At 38.9% G+C, this 20,334-nt stretch carries 12 protein-coding genes; 2 read left to right on the forward strand and 10 right to left on the reverse strand.

The annotated features are described in order from the left end of the window. Position 1: 1 nt before the first annotated feature. The 3 genes from ADICYQ_RS18465 to ADICYQ_RS18475 form a co-directional block, all read right to left on the reverse strand. On the reverse strand, positions 2 to 4,117 hold the full coding sequence (locus tag ADICYQ_RS18465; RefSeq protein WP_316929324.1) for a PAS domain S-box protein: 4,116 nt from the start codon (positions 4,115 to 4,117) through the stop codon (positions 2 to 4). Continuing rightward, a complete protein-coding gene (locus ADICYQ_RS18470; protein WP_020892023.1) occupies positions 4,084 to 4,275 on the reverse strand; it encodes a hypothetical protein in 192 nt (63 codons plus the stop codon). The genes ADICYQ_RS18465 and ADICYQ_RS18470 overlap by 34 nt, the downstream gene beginning before the upstream one ends. A gap of 815 nt (positions 4,276 to 5,090) precedes the next feature. Then, positions 5,091 to 6,410: an amidohydrolase gene (locus tag ADICYQ_RS18475; RefSeq protein ID WP_051160278.1), complete on the reverse strand. Its 1,320-nt coding sequence runs from the start codon at positions 6,408 to 6,410 to the stop codon at positions 5,091 to 5,093. 99 nt (positions 6,411 to 6,509) lie between these two features. Between ADICYQ_RS18475 and ADICYQ_RS18480 the strand changes: the two genes are divergently transcribed. Together ADICYQ_RS18480 and ADICYQ_RS18485 are read left to right on the forward strand one after the other, a co-directional pair. Continuing rightward, positions 6,510 to 6,950, forward strand: a complete 441-nt coding sequence (locus tag ADICYQ_RS18480; protein ID WP_020892027.1) for a c-type cytochrome — start codon at positions 6,510 to 6,512, stop codon at positions 6,948 to 6,950. Positions 6,951 to 7,041: 91 nt separating this feature from the next. Then, a complete protein-coding gene (locus ADICYQ_RS18485) occupies positions 7,042 to 7,917 on the forward strand; it encodes an AraC family transcriptional regulator (protein WP_020892028.1) in 876 nt (291 codons plus the stop codon). A 68-nt stretch (positions 7,918 to 7,985) separates the two neighbouring features. Here the strand turns inward: ADICYQ_RS18485 and ADICYQ_RS18490 are convergent, their stop codons facing one another. The 7 genes from ADICYQ_RS18490 to ADICYQ_RS18520 all read right to left on the reverse strand — a co-directional run bounded on the left by ADICYQ_RS18490 (position 7,986) and on the right by ADICYQ_RS18520 (position 19,893). Continuing rightward, positions 7,986 to 9,173, reverse strand: coding sequence for a sialidase family protein (locus tag ADICYQ_RS18490; RefSeq protein ID WP_020892029.1), 1,188 nt, complete (start codon positions 9,171 to 9,173; stop codon positions 7,986 to 7,988). Between the two features lie 45 nt (positions 9,174 to 9,218). Next, positions 9,219 to 10,229, reverse strand: a complete 1,011-nt coding sequence (locus tag ADICYQ_RS18495) for a sialidase family protein (RefSeq protein WP_040417071.1) — start codon at positions 10,227 to 10,229, stop codon at positions 9,219 to 9,221. Positions 10,230 to 10,358: 129 nt separating this feature from the next. Continuing rightward, positions 10,359 to 11,855, reverse strand: a complete 1,497-nt coding sequence (locus tag ADICYQ_RS18500; protein ID WP_040417073.1) for a sulfatase family protein — start codon at positions 11,853 to 11,855, stop codon at positions 10,359 to 10,361. A 97-nt stretch (positions 11,856 to 11,952) separates the two neighbouring features. After that, a complete protein-coding gene (locus ADICYQ_RS18505; RefSeq protein WP_040417075.1) occupies positions 11,953 to 13,434 on the reverse strand; it encodes a RagB/SusD family nutrient uptake outer membrane protein in 1,482 nt (493 codons plus the stop codon). Positions 13,435 to 13,451: 17 nt separating this feature from the next. Then, positions 13,452 to 16,646 carry a SusC/RagA family TonB-linked outer membrane protein gene (locus ADICYQ_RS18510; RefSeq protein WP_020892033.1) on the reverse strand — a complete coding sequence of 1,065 codons (3,195 nt, stop codon included), beginning with the start codon at positions 16,644 to 16,646 and terminating at the stop codon, positions 13,452 to 13,454. Positions 16,647 to 17,033: 387 nt separating this feature from the next. Next, entirely contained in the window at positions 17,034 to 18,476 is a 1,443-nt protein-coding gene (locus ADICYQ_RS18515) for a hypothetical protein (RefSeq protein WP_040417098.1), read from the reverse strand. Between the two features lies 1 nt (position 18,477). Beyond that, complete coding sequence (locus tag ADICYQ_RS18520; protein WP_040417076.1) at positions 18,478 to 19,893, reverse strand: hypothetical protein; 1,416 nt, start codon at positions 19,891 to 19,893, stop codon at positions 18,478 to 18,480. Positions 19,894 to 20,334 lie beyond the last annotated feature (441 nt).

A 20,334-nucleotide genomic window follows, 5' to 3' on the forward strand; every position in this document is an offset into this window, starting at 1 on the left:
TTTATGCCCAGACCATTGTCCGAAAAGTGAATTTCAATTTTATTTTAAATTTAAAACTTTTAATTGCAATGGAAGGAGATTGATTAGGTTGCCTGAATTTAATACTATTGGAGATAAGATTGTAAAAGATACTGTAGAGATAGCTCTTTAAAGTCATCATTGTACCTACTTCTGAGAAATCTGTTCGAATCAGAACATCCTGCTTTATTATCTGATCGTTGATACTTAACTGGATATTTTCAATCAGATCTGAAAAAGAAACGCGCTCTCTTTTTTCTGATAGGTTGTTTTTAAGCTGTAAAATATTGTTGAGGTCAAAAATCACTCCATTGAGCTTGACCACAGATACAGAAAGACCATCCATCAACTCTTCTCTTTCAGCCTCCTCCAGGTCTATCGTCCGCAATGCCTCTGAAAGCCCCATAATATTGGCTACCGGTGCTCGCAGATTGTGCGAGACAATATAAGTGAACTGTTCCAGGTCTTTGTTTCTTTGCATAAGATCCGAGGTGATGGCTACCATCCCCTTTTCATTTTCTTTTCTCTGGGTAATGTCAGCAAAATTGACAATTAACAAGGGACCGTTAACATTTGATAAAGAAGCGAGGCGCACTTCACTTGTAAATTCCTTTCCATTCCCATCAATTAACACCCATTCAAAAACTGTCTTTTTACCCTTAACCGCTTTCGATATCAAATCTCTTCCCTTACTCTTTGAGGATCGTCCATCTGACTGAAACATAGGACTTATGTCAGCAGGCCCTTTCTTCATAAGTTCTTTGGCAGAATATTTCAGTAGCTCAAGTGCATTCTCATTGTATTTGACAAAAGTCATGGTCGTTGTATCAATTACAACAATGCTTTCGGGTGCAGATTTAAAAAATTCACGGAAACGCCTTTCACTGTGTTTCAGTTTTTCTGCTGATTTAAAGCTTTTTGTCACATCCTGCATGGTGCCATTAATCCCACTGGGCTTGCCATCAATATCAAAGCGGAATTTACTTTCTGAATGAATATGTTTAACTGTTCCATCTTTACGAACAATCCTATGATCAAAGGATGTAGGAGACAGGCTCAAAAGTGATTTTTCAATTTTATTTTGTATCATCTTTCTATCATCAGGATGTGCAAAATCTACCCAATCTTCAGATGACAATTCGTGTTGATTAGCTGGGAGTCCAAACAGCCGGGCTCCTTCATCAGATAAGATTAGGTCCTTGGTTTCAAAATCCAATTCCCAACTACCGATATGGGCTATTGCCTGTGCAGCCTTTAATTTAGCTTCGCTTTCTATTATTTTTTCCTCAATAAGTTTGTGCTCTGTTATATCTTGCAAAACCCCAAAAAAGCGAAGCGGATTACCATTTTTGTCAAATTCAAAATCCCATTCACTGTAAATGTATTTTGTAAGCCCATCCTTTGTAATAATTCTGGAATAAAAATGTGCTGCTTCATAATCCTCTAAAGTTTTTTGAATTATCTGTTTAACATCCTCAGCATCTTCAGGATGAATAAAGGATAAATAACCTGCAACCGAAGGTTCCAAATCTCCATGTTTGATCCCGAAAATAGCATAAAATTCTGCTGACCAGGTGTGTATTCCAGTAACTAAATCTATCCCCCAGTTACTTATATGAGAAAGTGCCTGGGCTTCATTTAACCTCGCTTCACTTTCCTCTATGGTTTTTCGTGATAGCACTTGTTCTGACACATTTACAGTAAAGAAAAGAATACCATCCACTTTATCATCGGCTCCTCGGTGAGGTTGAAATAAAATATTTAAATACTTATCAACAAGTTCACCTTTATTTTCTACATCTAACTTAATCAGCATTTCATTAGCAGAAAAAGCATTACCTGTTTGATAAACTTTATCTAAAATAGCAATGTACCCCTGATCTAAGACTTCAGGCAACATCTCCAATACAGATTTACCAATGACATCCACTTTACCAATCGTTTGTAAGAAAGGTGGATTGGCCATCACAAATAGGTGATTGGGACCGCTTAATACGCCCATGCTAGAGGGGGCCTTAGAGAACAAATCAAAGAATTGCTGTCGCTCAATTACAAAAGCATTTTCTAATCTTTTCTTCTCTGTAACATCTCTTGCAATTCCATACCTTACCTGATCTTTTATGTCCCAGCGGGCAGACCATTCGATGGGAACCAGTGAACCATCTTTTCGTACATAGCGGTTCTCAAAAAGACCAAGGTGGTTACCCTCCATCAAACTCGCGGCTGTTAGTTGTGTTTTTTCATCGTCTTGTCCATAAACAAAATTGATGAGAGGTTTGCCAATAAGTTCCTTAGGCTTATATCCCCAAACGGCTTCGCTTGCAGCACTCACTTTTAAAAATCTACCCTGGGCGTCCACAGCACAAATTACATCTAGTGATGAATCCATTATTTTAAACAGCTCCCTAAGGGCACGTTTTCGTTGATTATTGGTAATTATAAGCTTGTTTTCAGCAAGTTTTCGTTCCGTAATTTCCTGGTGAGCAATCACTACCAATGCTTCGTCCATTTCAAATCGCTTCACATGCATCCCAAACCAACGTTGCTCCTTAGGAGAATGGCAAGGGTATTCAAGATAGAAATCCTTTCTTTTTTCTTCTAACACTTCCCTAATCCCCATTAACACTTCTGCCGCAATTGCATACCCGGATTCCGCGGATTTCAAACAAACCTTAAAATAATTACTTCCTATTTCGGCGTGTAGAAAATCGATATCCCCTTTATCAATTGCAAATTTTTTCCATGAGTCATTTACTGCAACTATAAAGCCCAAAGCATCTAAAACAGCGATATGGGCACTTAGTGCGTTAATAACGCCGCTGTTAAACTCCTTACTCTTGCGAAGTTCATTCTCCGCCTTTTTTATATTGGTAATGTCACGGGAGTAGCAGGCTGTGCCTATTATTTCATTTCCTTTCCTTATAGGGTAATAGAAGATTTCAGACCAAGCTTCAACAGGAAAAAAACTATGCTCTGCCTCCACAAAAACTTCTCCCGAAAATGCTCTTTTGTATTGCTTTTTATAATGATTGAGCCTTTCTGGAGCATATGCTGCTAAAAGTATGCTGCCTCCTTTGGGGATTTTGTCACCAAAATTACGCTCAATCATTTTATCAAACGAATTGTTGGAGGTGATCAATTTAAAATCCAAATCTACACTCCACATCAAATCAAAGGTGCTATCATTTAATGCTTTAAGGTTATTTATATCAAATTCATGCAGTTTTTCCGCATCCCTTTTTTCAGAAATGTCTCTGAAGTTTGACACCAATGCCTTAATGGCATCTTGCTCAAGCATATTGGTAACACTTCCTTCACACCATACCCAATTTCCATTTTTATGCAGGCGCCTTTGTCGAAAGTAAAAGGATTGACCAGGCAAATGCAGTATATTATCCCAATTTTCCAAATACTCCAAAAGATCTTCTGGATGAATTAAATCTTGTCGATTAAGTTCAAGGTATTCTTCAAATGTATATCCAAGCGATTTTTTTACAGAGGGGCTACAATAATATACTTTGCCTTCTTTGGTAATTAGGGTTTTCATATCCGGGCTGTTTTCAATCAGCGCGCGAAACCGCAATTCATTCTCTGCTACTAGTTTTAAAGTGTTTTTATGGGCCTCCTCTTTTTCAAAAAGATCAATTCCAAAGGATATATCGTCTACGACCTCCTTGAGCATTTTAATTTCCTTTTCAGAAAATAAATTTGTTTCTGCCGAATACATATTAAAGGTGCCAATCACCATTCCTGCTTTTTTTATCCGGAGTGAAATGGCAGATATAAAACCACGTGCACCGGCATATTCATTCCAGCGGTCATGTTCTTCCTCCTGAATATTTGGAACTGTAAGATACTCCGATTCCTGCAAATCGGCTTTTGACAAATCATCTATATGATATTCCTCGTCAGAAAGTAGCTTTATATCTTCTTTTGTTGTCCCATGACTTGCGACTAGTTTAACCTTATGATTCGGGTTGTCTGCCATCCCAATCCAGGCCATTTTGAAATCGCCGATCTCAACAGCTATCCTACAAGCTTCGTTTAATAAAGTTTGCTGGTCATTTACTCTTGTAATGGTTTTATTAATATGGCTGATAAAAGAAAAAGACGGTTGGCTTTATTTAAATTCGATTCAGATTTAAAAAGTTTTTCATTTAAATCTATAAGTTCCGAAGCTCGTTTTTCTTTTTCCTTTATTTGGAAAACAAGTTCTTTATTGGAAATGCGTAACTCCTTTGCTAGATATTTTCCCATAATAAAGCGTTTTATGTTGACAATGGAGTGAAAGCAAATATTAGGATAAAATGCGCTTTCACAGGGAAGCAAATAAAACGATATTAGGCCTTCTATCCCCAATAAAACGAAGGCACCTACCTATTACACCTGTATAAGGTACACAAAAATTAACAACTCTTACCTATTTATTACATTTTGAATGTCAGGTATTTAGACTTCCCGTTGCGGTTTATAAAAGCATCAATGAAGATTGCTAATTATAAAGTTTTACCGGGTATTTCGTATAAATGGTTGCAATAACCGATCCAGACTTTTTCATCAGGAGTGATGGATTCAATTGAAAATCAGTCGATCATTACGCTTAAGGTCAATGCGTTTCTGGCATATTGTCAGTCTTTTAGGGAAAGCCAATTTAGAGGGGGTTTTACCTTAGGACTGATTACAAATCCTATTGCTATTCTGGACTAAATCCCAGTTAAGCAAATGACTTACTATAATGTGATCAAATTACTTAGCAATGAGCTAGGGACAGGCTTTATTAATCCATTGCGAAATTCAAGGTATTTTTTACGATTTGCTTCTCATTTATTTGCGATATTTCCTTTTCCTCCATCTTATTACCATCTCAATAATTCACAAAATGAGACTTAATAAAAACAATTGTAGAAAGGCCAAAATCTTTAACTAAAACAACGTCCATTTTTGGTGAAAAACCTATTCTTTCACTTCGCATATCTCTCAACCTAAAAAAATAAAAATGGGGAATAGTGCCTCTATTCCCCATTAATAACAATCACTATTTGAGGCCTATTATTTAAATAAACCTTACCAACCTATTTCTTCGACATTTCCATATAGTCAATTGTCAATTGAGACAATGCTCTTACGCCCAACACAAATCCGCTTTCATCCAGGTAAAAGTCAGGGGTATGGTGAGAAGGGGCTTCTTCAGGATCACCATCTACAGGCATCGCTCCTAAGAAAAAGAACAGCCCGGGTTTTTCTAACTGAAAAAAGCTAAAATCTTCTGCCCCCGTTACCGGATCATGCACCCATAAATTGTCTTTACCTGCAACCCTCTCTAGCGTAGGTTGCATTTTGGCAGTCAATTCAACATCATTGAAAGTAACTGGGTACATTTTTTTAATTCTAACATCTGCTTCTGCCCCAGCACTTTTGGCGATATTTTCTCCAATCTCCCTGATTCGACGGTGAATCAATTCTTGTTGTGGCTGGCTATAGGTACGGATTGTACCGATCATCTCAACCTTCTCGGGTATAATATTGTGTCTAACGCCACCATGAATAGCGCCAATGGTAACGATTGCAGGGATCTCAATAATTTTAACATTTCTACTTACCACTGTTTGCAATCCCATCACAATCTGAGAAGCGGTGACAATCGGATCTATGGAGGACCAGGGATAAGCACCATGCGCCTGCTTTCCTTTAACCGTTATTTCTAATTCATCTACGGCAGCCATGGCTGGTCCAGGCTTGTATTTGATAACTCCTGCAGGTGTTTGAGAGTTGATATGGAGACCAAAAATCACATCAACATCGGTCATCACTCCTTCTTCCACCATCTGCTTGGCACCCCAGGTGTCAATATTTTTGTCTTCTAAGCCCTCTTCGGAAGGTTGAAAAATAAATTTAACTGTTCCTTTCAATTCCTTTTGCATTCCTGAAAGCACCTCTGCAACTCCCATTAGAATGGCCATATGAGAATCATGGCCACAAGCATGCATGACGCCGCTTTCTTGTCCATTGTAGGTGGTCATTACCTGAGACTTAAAAGGTACATCTGTACGCTCTGTAACGGGTAATGCGTCCATATCTGCTCTTAAAGCTACTGTAGGCCCAGGTTTTCCACCCTTTAGAATCCCTACCACGCCTGTTACTGCAATCCCTTCAGTCACTTCCATACCTAGTGACCTTAGGTGGGCAGCCACTTTTCCTGCCGTCTTTATTTCTTCATTGCCCAACTCAGGATGCTCATGAAAATCCCTTCTCCACTCAATAACCTGACCCTCTATTTCCTTGGCACTTTCGTTAACCTGTTTTTCCAATTTGCTCTGAGCAAGTGCGGTACCTGCAAGTCCGAGACTGGCAATGCTTGCCAAACTAAACGTAAACCTAAATAATCTCCTCATACCCAAATTTATAAATAAACAGGCAGTAGATTGCCATGGCTTGTGAATTTTTGATAAAAAATATAAGGACAAGTTTATCTTTTTATATTAGATTTGGTGATGGTTCAAGCTTTCCTTAGTAGATGGGTGCCTTTATGGCTTATTTTTGCCAGCCTGATATTGGTTTCATGTGATTCCAATGGGAAGGAGGAACATATACTTTCAGAAGGAGAGCTTCGACAAAAAAATTATATTAGAAAGATCCCGGGAAAAGATGAGCAAGTACCTGAGGCTGTCTTGTCAAAAGGAGAAGTACTAATCGCCTATGCAGGTTGTTACGATTGTCATCGAATAGATAAAAAGTCCAAAGGGCCTGCTTTTACAGACATTGCCAAGCGCTACCCTATACAACCCGCATATAGAGACTTACTTGCCAGAAAAATTATTTCGGGTGGATTTGGGTCATGGGGAAGCCCGGTGATGGTTGCCCACCCCAATTTAAGCATGGAAGATGCGCAAACCATGGTTTATTATATCCTATCTCTGGACACTCCCAGTTAACCACCTAATACTAATTATTCACCTTTTGCCACACTTATAGTTTCTATTTGATGCTATTTTCTGTAAATTAATAGTGTTAAACATAAAAGCTATGAAAACCATAGAAGTAAGACTACCGCAAGAATTTGACAAATCGTTCATAGTCTTTAAGGAAAAAGGGACCTATTTCCCTTGCCCCTGGCATTATCATCCGGAGTACGAACTGGTTCTGGTTTTGAAAAGTACCGGAAGAAGGATGGTGGGAGACCACATTGGCTATTTTGAACCGGGAGATTTGGTTTGTATGGGTCCTTATCTTCCTCACGTTTGGGTGAATGACCCTATTTATTCCAATGGGGCGGCAGACCATGAAGCAGAAGCCATTGTTATTCAGTTTCAAGCTGATTTTTTGGGCGCTGATTTTCTGCAAATTCCAGAAATGGAAAACATCAAAAATGTTCTGGGGCTTGCTAGCAGAGGAATGGCATTCACAGGGAAAACAAAGGAAAAAATCACCGCCTTAATGACAGAAATGGTCGATATGAATGGAATCCAGCGGCTTTCAGGACTTCTTTCCATTTTTGATATCCTTTCACGGAACAAAGAGTATCAATTATTGGCCAGTCCTGGCTATATAGATAGCGAGCCTGAAGGCTCTGACCGGCTTACTAAGATCAAAAACCATATTTTAACCAATTTCGATCAGGAAATAACGCTCTCAGAAATAGCTTCGATGGCGAACATGGGGGTAACAACCTTTTGCAATTTTTTCAAAGAGCAATACCGAATCACCTTTGTGGAGTACCTTAACACGGTAAGGATTGGGCATGCTTGTAAGTTGTTGTCCAATGAGGATATAAATATCGTAGAAGTGGCTTTTGCTTGTGGATTTAATAATTTGGCCAATTTCAACCGCCAATTTAAAAAGCTTAAAAAAATGACTCCTTCAGATTTTAGAAAAATGGTCAATATTCAAGAAGTAGCTTGATAAAAAAAACCAATTTGCAATTAAAACCTCCTTATCAGAGATATTAACTGCAAATTGGCCAGTAACCATTAGTTTATTTTCAAAATAGATCCGGCAATGTGCCTGTTCTTATTGTCTGTATTGAAGTAATAAGTAACCAATACTTTGTCATCGCCCATATTCACAGCCCATGGATAGCCAATATCTGTGCTTCCTCCATCTTCTCTAATTATAATCTCCTCTGCCGTAGCAAAATCAGTGCATTCAGGATTTAAAATTCTCGCCCTTATACCATAAGGCTTGTGGCGGTAACCATAAATCAAAAAGACACGATCGTCTGGAAGTCTTAACGCTTGCAGTGGATGCCCCTGAAAGCCCATAGATTCCCACTGATCAAATGTTTTGCCTCCATCTTTGGACCTTGCTATTACTGCCTGATCATCAAATTTAGCTGTACGGATAAACGCAATGATGTCACCTTTTGGAGTTTCATAAGCTGATGCCTCATTAAAGATCACCTCATCATCTACAGCAACAGTACTTAGGTGTTCCCAAGTATTTCCTTTGTCATCGGAAACCAAAAGGTAATTAGAGGTTTTCCCTCTTTTCTCAGTATCACTGGCTGCAACAATCCAAAATATCCTTCCACTTTTCCCTTCATACAAGGCGCCCCTGTTATAGGCAGGTACTTTATTTCCCATAGGCGTATAGTTTACCTCAGGGGCGATAGATGGTGGGTAAATCGGGCCTTTCCAGGTATCTCCTCCATCAATAGATTTCACCAGGTAGCCTCCTAGAAACACTGTGCCTTTACTATTGGCAAAATGAGGCTTCTTTATATTTTCCAGGCCATCATCTTCCAGGAATGCCCAGCCATAACTGGCACATAACAGGGTTCCATCTTTTAGTTGTAAAAGACAGGGATCCTGTGAACCTCCAAAAGCATGTGAATAAATCAATTCAGGCTCTTTGGTCCAATTGATCCCATCTTTGGAAGACACACTTACCAAATAACTATTAGGATCAACATGGCTATTCCCCTTCTCTTTAAAGGTCACCATTCTGTCAGGTGCTCTTCTAAAGGCGACAAGGTATTCTCCATTGCTTTTTTTGACAACAGAAGGGAAGGTAGCATAATAGCTATTGTCCTGGTAAATAATAAAATCTTTTACCTTGGTGGCCGGTTCGGCTGCTCTTGTGCTGTCCGAAGCGTTGCTAGCATTCACTGCAAAACTGTTTAAAATCAAGACAGCAATTATTAATAAGTGTTTTTTCATAGGTATTATTAATTTGATATAATCTTTTTCTTCGTTATTCAGGCATTATTTGTAAAGATCCTTGATCGGAATTTTAGTCAGGTAAATACTGGTTTTTTCCTCATGGCTGGAATAATAAACAAACCATAGCTTCTTTTTGTAAATGACCATACCAGGGTAGCTCGTATCTCCCCCACTTGGCACTTCCATGGTTTTATTAATATTACCCTCAAGGTCAGTGAGGTAAATAACTGTTTTAGCACCCGTTTTTCGGTAATCCCGAGTTCCCATCACAAGGGTGTTTTTATCCAGGAAAAGAAAATTGGGACCACCCAGTCGTTTGGTTAATTTTTTTGTCGTCCAATCCGTGTAAGGAGCCTCACTTTTTGCCAATACTCCCATTTTATCACCATCCTCTCTTCTGACCAAAACATACATTTTACCGTTTTCATCAAACCTGATTGTGGATTCATTTGGACCACCATCTATGGGTAATTGAGCTACATGGTTAAAATTAATGCCATCAGTGGTTTTAAGTAAATGAACCTCGCGCGCAGCATTGTAATTTCGGTAAACAATACCATATCCAATATTATTGTGCCAGGTTAGACTCCATATCCAATCCAGGGAAGGCTCCATGTCTATGCTTGCTTTTTCCAAGGAAGAAAATCCCTCTCCTTTGGTGTCAGAAAATGAAACCATTGGATACAAAATTTTGTACCCATCGTCATAAACACCCACTGCAGTCAGCACCATTATACGGCCTTCGGGAGTAATAGACAATCGTGCCTCTCTAACATCTCTGTCCTCTTCTTCCAATAAGGCTACGCTTTGCCAATCTTCTCCGTCTTTTGACTTTAAGATTCGGATGGCACCACTCTTATCAGGCATATGGTTATTTCCTTCTCTAAGGGCAATGTAAAAATCACCCTTAAACCTGATCATATCAGGAAAGGCATTGTGAGGTGCCTTGTCCCAAATTTTCTCCACCTCTAAAGAATCTTTTAAGGATTCATTAGAAAACCCAGGCGTCAACTGGAGGAAAATTACTATTAATAGTAAAAAACTAGTTTTCATATTTCTTGGGTTATAATTAATTTTTATTCTTTAAAAGTATTTTGAGATTTACCCACTGCCAAATTCACTAAATATTATTTACACAAAAATTCAGATAAAGTACCAAAATAACGCTGCTTCAATTATCTGTTAATTGTTAAGATAGTCCAAATAGCCCCATTTAAAACCCTCTACTTTACGGTAACTATGATCTGGGTAAAGGGTGTTTATTGAATCCATTTCAAAGGTGTATTTTTTTAGTTTCTCAGCTGATAAAAAAGGATCCCTTGTATCTTCTCTCCAGGCATCAAGCGCTTCCTTCATGGTAACTAAAACTGCCTCTAATCCTGGCTTATCTGCTAAATTCTCAAATTCCCAGGGGTCTTCCTGTAAATCATACAATTCCCACTCCGGAGGCTTTCTCCAGGTTTCATAAGCCTGACGAACCTTCGCATCAGAGGCTGCAATTTCTTCAATCGTAGCACCAGAACCAAAATCAGGATTTGCATAGGCAGTAAACGCGGGGAATTCTCCTCTACCAACATCTATATTATGAATCAGCTTGTACCGATCACCCCTTATACTTCTTCTAGGAAAATAAAACACAGGAGAGGCCCCTTCTCCATCTGCTCCAAGATGTGTTCTCCATTCTGTTTCATCTTCTGAAAATAAATCCATTAACGACCTGCCTGGTAAATTAAAATCTCCTAAAGTCTCAGTCAAGTCTAATACTGTAGGCAAAATATCAATCACAGAAATCAATTCATCTCTACTTGAACCAATTTCTTTAATTTTTTCAGGATAGGAAATTATAAAAGGAACTTTCAGCCCTCCTTCATAATTGGTAAGTTTACCTCTACTGAATTGAGCACCATGATCACTAAGGTAAATGATACAAGTATTGGATAAATCACCTAAACTGTCCAATAACATCCCTATGGATTCATCCAACCTGTTCATGCAATTATAATAAGCTTCTGTCTGGTCCAGCAATCTTTCATTATTTACCCCGACAAAAGGAAGCGTTTCCTTAATCTTATTACGGTCCACTTTCTGGGTAGGTAAGCCTTCCACTTCGTTCTGAAATGGCAGGTGTGCATCTGGGAAATTCACCATCAAAAAATAGGGGTCTTCCGATTGACTGACAAATTCCTTTGCCTGTGTGGCATAATCCTTTAAGCTTTCCTTTTGGAAATTTGACCCTGGTAATGCTTCGAAATCAAAATCGAACCTTTCAGCAGGGTTAACGTGAATTTTACCAAGGATTCCTGTTCTATAGCCCGTTTCTTTAAGGTAATTGGGCAAAACTTTTATTCCTGAATACAATGCATAATAGTGAGTAGCCCATCCAAGTTGCCCGTTTTGATGCGGGTATAGGCCTGTGAAAATACTACTCCTTGAGGGACTACATACCGCATAGGTAGTATAAGCGTTAAGGAATTTTACGCCATTATTAGAAAGCTTGTCCAGGTTTGGAGTGTGTACGAGCGAATTCCCATAACAGCCTAAATCTGAACTATTGTCCTCAGAAACAATCAGTAAGATATTTGGTCTGGGACTTACTGTTTCTTTTGATCCACACCCAGAAGTAGTCACACCTAAAAGTGCAAGCAATGCCAAACCTATCTTCAATTGGTTAATAATCATTTTCTTTCTGAGTTTCAATCTTTCCAAAAGTAAATAAATTACAATTAGACTCAATTAATAAGGAGTCTAATTGTAATTTATCTTTAGCTTTCCGGTATTACTGGTAACCAGGATTTTGAACTATTTTGTTTTCTAAACTCAACACCGCAGTAGAGATAGGCCATAGGATTTTTTGTTCTGGATCGTCCTTCTCACTTAGAGAAGGAAGCATTTCGATGGCTTTGTTGAAGCGCACCAAATCCCACCATCTTTTGCCCTCAAATGCCAATTCTCTTAGCCTTTCTTCAAGAATGATCTCATCGTTTTCTTCTATAGTACCAGAAGTAAAGGCATAATTACTGTATTGATCACCGTAAGCACGCATTCTGACCTGATTAATTTCCATTGATGGATCTTCACCTAAGGCATTCTTTGCTTCAGCAATCATCAATAAAACATCAGCATATCGGTATAGAATAATGTCATCAATAAAGTTTCTGCTACCCCCTATTACTGTACCACTTCCCTTTGTGACTATGGTCGTGTAATAAGTTAAGGCATCTTCTTCCCCGATAGTGAATATTTCATAAAAGGAGGCATCCTTCCTTTGGTCATCATTGGTGAACAAGGATTTCACATATTCGGTAGGAACAGTTATATTATTGCTGCCGCCACCTATGGCGCCAATTGTTTCCTTTGCTTCGTCGGATATGTTGGTAGGGATAGCACTTCCTATGAGATACATGGCGTTGAAATAATTATTACCGGCAGATTCTAGTTCAGCAAATCTTACAGCCATTAATATCTCATCATTGCCTTTATTTTCATATTTAAAGACATCTTCGTAATTATCCAACAAGGATATATTTGTAGTTTGAATGTCCTCAAATGCATCAAGAGCAGTTTGGAAATCTGCACTTCCACCCTCCATTTGTTTGGCCGTCCAAAGGTAAACCTCTCCCTTAAGTGCGCTAGTGGCAGGTTTGGACCAAAACATCTTGTTTTCTGCATAATTATTGTCAGAAAATAATTGTAAAGCCTGATCAATATCCTCTTTAATAAACTGGAATATTTCGCTTTGAGCTGTTCTTTCAATTTGAGTAAACTCAGGATTTTCACTTTCCGTTGGGTCCATTCGCAAAGGCAAATCTCCCCAGGTTCTAGTCATTACAAAATAGGTAAATGCTCTCATCGCATAGGCCTCCGCCAGGATGGTATTTTTCCTATCTTCAGATGCAAAATCAATCTCTGGTACATACTTAAGGATCAGGTTAGCGCTATTCACTAAAGTATATAAACTTTGCCAGCTTGGCCCAGCATCATCAGGTTGCAAACGATTCATATAATATTTGGACCATCCGCCATCACCTACAGTTCCCAAAGTCACAACATCAGCTCTTGCTTCTCCCAAATAATACAAAGTAGAGGTAGAAATACTTCTGAGGTTGACATACATTCCGATCAAGGCACCTTCTGCATCCCCTTCTGACTTCCAAAAAGACTCTGTAGTTATCACACTTGTAGGTGAAACATCTAGCAAGTCGGAACAGGAGCCGAATAGAAATAGGCTTATAATTAAAGCTATATTTAAGTTTTTCATGATTCCTTTATTTTAAATTAAAAGGTAATATTTAGACCAAAAATAAAGTTTCTAGGAATAGGGTAACGTCCATAATCCTGTCCACCAAATTCAGGGTTAAGCCCCTGGTATTTGGTAAAATAATACAGGTTATTACCCGTGAGGCTAAGCCTTACATTTTCCAAATTGATAGGCGTTAATACGCTTTTTGGCAAGTTATAGCTTAAGCTTAGTTCTCTTATAGCCAGGTAGTCTCCGGGTTCATAATACCCCTGCCCTGTACGAGTTGGGAAAACGTTGTATTGTGCCCTTGTGCTCTCCCAATCGTACCTTGGTAATTCAGCCACATCGCCTTGCTCTTGCCAGCCATTGTCGACCAAATTCTGGGTAAGGTTCATGTTTAGCTTCCACTGACCTTCCATAAATGCGCGTGCATAGTTGTATATCGTATGACCTACAGTATAATCCATTCGTAGGGAAAGCATCAGGTTTTTATAGGAAAAGGTATTGGTAAACCCACCGGTTAAGGTTGGAAATTCAGTTCCTACATACCCTTTGTCTTTTTCGTCTATTACCCCATTATTGTCTAAATCGTCCCAGATGAAATCCCCTCCAAAAGAGACGTCAGGATATCTTTTATAAATATCACTTGGTGCACTTTCTGCATCTTGATCGGTTGGATAAACACCTAGCTCTAGGTGAGAATAATACTCTCCAAGTTGACCACCTTCCTGAAGACCACCTTTCCAGGCATAATCTCCCAAGCCATCATCCCATACATAAAACCCTCCAACGCGGTTATTATCTGCTCCATTTTCCGGGAGTTTTAATATCTTATTTTGAAGGGTGGCAAAGTTGGCTGCCAAATTCCATTGAAAGTCAGAGACTGCCGGTAAAACATTGTAATTCACCTCTAATTCTACCCCTTTGTTTTCCAAACTACCAAAGTTAGTCAGCGTACTTCCAAAACCAGTGGATGGTGCTAAGGCCAAATCAGTAATAAGGTTATCCGTTACTCTTCTATAAACGTCAAGAACGATTCCTAAACGATTAAATAAAGTAAGGTCTGCACCAAAATTCAAAGTTTTTGACCGTTCCCACTTCAATTCAGGATTGGGAATCAAGGTATTCTGAATGGCTGCGTATCCCCCATACCTTGCACCTACTCCATAAGCACCCTGAGCTGAAAAATCTCCTAAATTCCCAATGTTACCGTTGATACCATAACTGGATCTAATTTTAAGTTTGCTAAAAATATTTTGTGGCAATGCTTCCCAAAAATCTTCATTGTGCATGTTCCAACCTAAGGCTACCCCAGGGAAAAAGCCCCATTGATAGTTTGCTCCCAGATTAGATGCGCCATCATACCTCGCATTTATAGATACCAAATACTTGTAATTATAATCATAATTTACCCTACCAAAATAACCATGAATAACCTGATCTGAAATAGAACTACTAACGCTTGTCGCTTCAGCAGACGCATTTAATGTCGGGATAAGGTCTGTTGAAGCACCCTGTCCTGAAGCATTTAATGAGGATATATTTCTCCCGAAGTAGGCATAACCTGCAGTAGCATTCACATTATGTGCATCGCCAATGGTTTTAGAATAATGGAATACTGCATCCACCTGTGTTTGTCTCCATTTAGAAATGGAAGCACTTGCCGACCTGTTGTCTACCAAATTATTGGGGCCGTTCAAAACAGCTGGTTGAAAGGTGTAGGAATCATTTGTTCTATTGTAAATAGACAATTGTGGATCGAAACTTAATTCTGGTGTAATTTGCCACCTGGAACCAACGGAAAAAGTCAAGTTCTCTGACCTGTTTTCCGCGACTCTGTTTCTCAAAACATACTCAGGATTTCCTTCACTCAATGCCTGTCCAGGTGCCAAAGTACCATCCTCAAATTTGTATTTAGTAGTGGGCGGTAAGGTTATTGCCCTGGCAAAAATATTGGTAATACTGTTTACCTGATTGTCTTTTGAATTGGCATAGTTGACTATCCCATAAAAGCTAAATTTATCACTCACTTTAAAGTCTCCGTTGACATTCATCGTATACCGCTTGTAGCCAGTGGTAATGGCTATTCCCTGATTGTCTAAGAATCCTAAGCTAGCACTCACTTTTGCCTTTTCTGTACCTCCAGAAACCGAAACATGGTGATTCTGTATTGCAGCCGTTCTGAACAATACGTCCTGCCAATCGGTGTCCTGGAAGATCAAAGTCTTGGAAGGGTCAATTGGGTCTGGCATGCTTTCCCACCCTTCACTTAGCTTGTACTCGTTTTCAGAAGTTAAATACTGCGTCGTATAGGCCGTGTTATTGGTCAAGTCATTGCCTGTTCCAAATCCTACTGGGTTCGTATTTCTAAAAGAAGCATCAGGGAAAATGTCTTGAACAAGCATTGCCCTTCTGGCGAAGGTCAAATAATCACGTGCAGAAGCTAGATCATACAAGCTTCCTGGTTGGGACAAGGAATAACTACCAGAATAAGTGGCTGAAATAAAACCGGCTTTGGCTGATTTAGTAGTAATTACCACTACCCCATTTGATCCTCTGGCTCCATATATAGAGGTGGAGGCGGCGTCCTTTAACACTTGAAAGGTCTCAATATCACCTGGAGCAATATTATTAATATCTGGCCTGATTACTCCATCTACTACATACAAAGGGGCTGCTCCATTAGGGTTATTAATAGAAGTCCCTCCCCTTACAATTACTCTAGGTGCTGCTCCCGGTTGCCCTGAGGTAGTTTGCACCCTCACACCTGCCAAGGTTCCCTGCATGGCTGAAGCAGCATTGGAATAGGGAATATTTTCTAAAACCCGCTCATCCATTTTGGATACGGAGGTAGTTAAGAGTTCTCGAGACTGCTCTCCAAAACCAATGACTACTACCTCATCCATGTCAGAAAGAGCCGAAGAAAGATTTACATTAATAGTACTGCTGTTACCAATACTCATCTCTTTACTGGTGAACCCAATAAATGAAAATACGAGTGTATTCCGGTCTTGAGGAACAGCTATATTATAACTTCCATCAATGTCAGAAACCGTACCTACAGAGGTGCCTTTTACCAGGATATTCACACCTGGAAGAGACTCTCCTGACGCATCAGTGATGGTCCCGGAAACTTCCCTGGTATTCTGTGAATAACCCTCCGATCCGGCCATGATCACAAAAAGGATCATTAGCCCAAATAGCCGTAATTCTTGTATAGTTTTTTCCATATAATAGTGATTTAAGTATTGCACAAACATGCACATACCAAAGATATTATATGAATTAACCGTTTACTTATACTTTCTTTTAAATTATCAATACAATATTGCAAAGTCCTCGAATTGTTATTAAAGAGGCATTTTAAACACAAAAAAGCTATTTTAGTTATATGGATTAAACCAAATTTCCTCCATATAAAAACCAAATTTAAAAACAAAAAAGTATAGCAACAATAAGGTATTGCTATTTTATTGGCCTTTGCAAACTGTCGATCAAAAGGTTTTTACTGCTTTTTTTTAATAAACAGTAGTTAATGAAATAAGCGAGAATCACAGAAGCCAAAAAATAAAACATCGAAAAAAAGCTTTAGCATAAATCCATTATTTATTGAAAGCCTAATTAAATTTAAATGAGAAAACATCTGCATCCTTTAAATAAATCCTCATTTTTATTGCCTTTCCAGCCAATTTGGACAGGTCATTGGATTTATTCCAATAAACAGTTCTTGAGATTTCATTTCCTATGATGGGCTGGCATTCCTCCAAGGAATAACCTGGCAACTTATTTCCATCTTCATCAAGCAACTCCACCAAAATCTCACCTGCTGCTGAAGTAGCATAATTCAACTCCAGAACATCTCCCTCAAATACAAATGGTTTTGTGGTCATTTCGCCCCCATCATATCCTGCAGACAAAGAAGCAAAACCATCCAATCTCATCGAATACCTTCGTAAATGAGCCGTTGGCTGGGCATAATCTTGATTGACATAGATAGACATTTCCGTTTCCCCGGTTTGCACGATATTTAATGCGGGATAATTGGATCGGGAAACCCAATTTTGCAAACCTATGCCTGGCTTGATAAAGGACTCCATGAATTGCCTTTGATAAGCCCCTCCACCTCTGGAAGACATCAATATGGCATCAGAGCAATCATTATAGTATTTTGGATTCACACCTAATTTTTTAGCCTCTTCATCATTAACCACTTTCCTGTTGGGCATAAACCTTGCACCAATTGCCAAATATATTTGAGGAGCACGATAGTAAGGACTTGTTTGCTGGGTATATAAATGTTCATATGGCCTGTTCCCAAAACTCATTTGAACAGGTTCGGACCAATTGACAAAATCCTTGGAGGTGGTTCTTCCAACGGAACGAAAACCACTGTAGCCATCACCCGTCCAGGTTCGGAAATAACAAACATATTGACCCTCACTTATGGACCAAAAAACCACATTTTGGGAGTCGAAAACTCCTTTGGTGAATACTGCTTGTTCTTGCAATTTCTTCCATTCTTTACCGTCACTGGATACATAAGCTACCAATCCACTGTCTTTGGTTCCACCCAGCGCTTTGTATCTTTCCGCATTTTTCGCTTGTGGATTACTGTCCAAAAATGGACTAAAATTATGGGTAACCGGAGCTGCATTTGCCAATATTACATTGTTTTTTTTGACCCCTTTAATGGTGTATTGATTTAGATTTGGCTTGGTCCAATTAATGCCATCCTTAGATTCAGCATAACAGGTTACCTCTCCGTCATTACCATCACTTCCTGCCTCAGGTACACCTCGATAATATGCTCTGTAGGTATCCCCATCCTTGATGACAGTAAAGTAGGCGGAAAAAGCACCTTCCCAGGGTTTTTCAAATTTTATAACGGCTCCCTCATCTATTGGCTCATGCATTTTGAGTTTGGCCCCATTCAGATCCGCTATTAAATACTCATCCACAAAAAGTTCTCTATTGCTCCCAATATTTGGAGCCTGAGCAAAGGCAACTCCTTGAATTAAAAGCATAAGAATGAGCATTGTATGTTTTTTGAATCCTTGCATTTTAATGAAATCTAAATGAATAAATGTTTGCATCTTTTAAGTATATCTTCATTCTGACAGTCTTTCCAGAAAGTTTGGAAACATCAGTATTTTTGTTCCAATAAACGGTTCTTGCCAGTTCATTCCCTATAATTGGCTGGCATTCTTCTTTAGAAAAACCTGGGATTTTATTTCCATTCTCGTCCAGCAATTCAATGAATATTTCCCCGGCAGCGGATGTCGAATAATTCAACTCTAAAGCGCCGCCTTCAAACACAAATGGTTTGGAGAGCATGTTACCACCATCGTATCCAGCAGATAATGAAGAAAACCCATCCAACCTCATCGAATATCTTCTCAAATGAGCAGTAGGCTGTGCATAATCCTGGTTGACATAAATGGACATTTCAGAATCACTGGTCTGTACCACATTCAAAGCTGGATAATTGGTACGGGAGACCCAATTGCTCAACCCAATTCCTGGCCGAATAAAGGATTCCATAAAATAACGATTGTAAACAGCCCCTCCTCTTGAGGACATTAAAAAAGCATCCGAACAAGCCTTATAATAATTAGGGTCAATGCCCATCTGTGCAGCTTGCTCATCAGTGACAACTTGTTTGTCGGGCATAAACCTCCCTCCAATGGCAAGGTATATTTGAGGAGCCCTAAAATAAGGACTGGTCTGTTGTGTATACAGGTGCTCCAATGGAGCTTCACCATACTTCATCTCAACCCCTTGATCCCAAGTTTCAAAATCCACTGAAGAAGCCCTGCTTACTGATCTAAAACCCGAATCCATGGTTCTGAAATACACCAAATATTTATTTTCTCCAGGAGACCAAAAACTAACATTTTGAGAATCCAGATTACCTTCATTTATAACAGGTTCATTTTTAGTTTTGACCCAATGTATGCCATCTTCTGAGGAAAGGGAATATAAACCTGTTACCTTCTTACCAGCCAATGCTTTGTACTTTTCATTGGCCTTTGCATTTGGGTTGGTATCCAAAAATGGGCTAAAATTATGCGTCAATTCCTTATCAACCAAAATCACATTATTGTCCTTAGACCCATTGACTTCATGAATTCCGAGATTGGGTTTGTACCAGTTTATTCCATCCTTGGATTCTGCATAACAGGTCAGCTCTCTATCGTTGCCTTCAATCACATCCGGCAATCCACGATAGTAGGCCCTGTAAATGGAGTCGTCTTTGATAATGGTAGAGTACAATGAAAACTTTCCTTCCCAAGGATTGTCCAAATTGAAGGCAACACCCTCATCTATTGGAGCATGCATCTCCATGCTTGCTCCTTCTAGCTGATCAATCAAAAAGTCATCTACAAAAAGTTCTCTATTGCTACCTATAAATGTATTTTGAGAATACCCTTGAGCACTCATTAGAAACAGCAACAAAAACAACCAAACTTTAGACATGGGATTTTTTTTCAAAGTAAAGATTAATTAAAATACTGTAAAAAAACTACACACTAAAGTTATACCATGAAAATATTACTTCCTCCTACTTTTTTATGGGATTTTAATACAATATTGCAAAATAATCTTCAAGTTGATCAGATAAATTTATACAGATCAGAATGATTGACCGTAAATTGGGCAAAAATAAAAGTGACTTTTAAAAGGGTTTGGTCACTAACAAAGAAAAATGAGCATTCCTATTGTTTGCTAAATCCAAGCAAACAGAATGTACAACCGGTCTTCTTACGAAAAAATTAGCAACGTCAATTTATTGCAAGTCAAGTATGGGAAACAATCCCAACCTTTAACCTGCAAAAGATAAAAAATAGGCTAAAGCATCATGAATGCATTAGAAAAAATGTACAAAAACTAAAATGGAAAAGGAATGTTATTTTTTTG

It is taken from the genome of Cyclobacterium qasimii M12-11B (assembly GCF_000427295.1).
GTDB classification, from domain to species: Bacteria; Bacteroidota; Bacteroidia; order Cytophagales; family Cyclobacteriaceae; genus Cyclobacterium; species Cyclobacterium qasimii.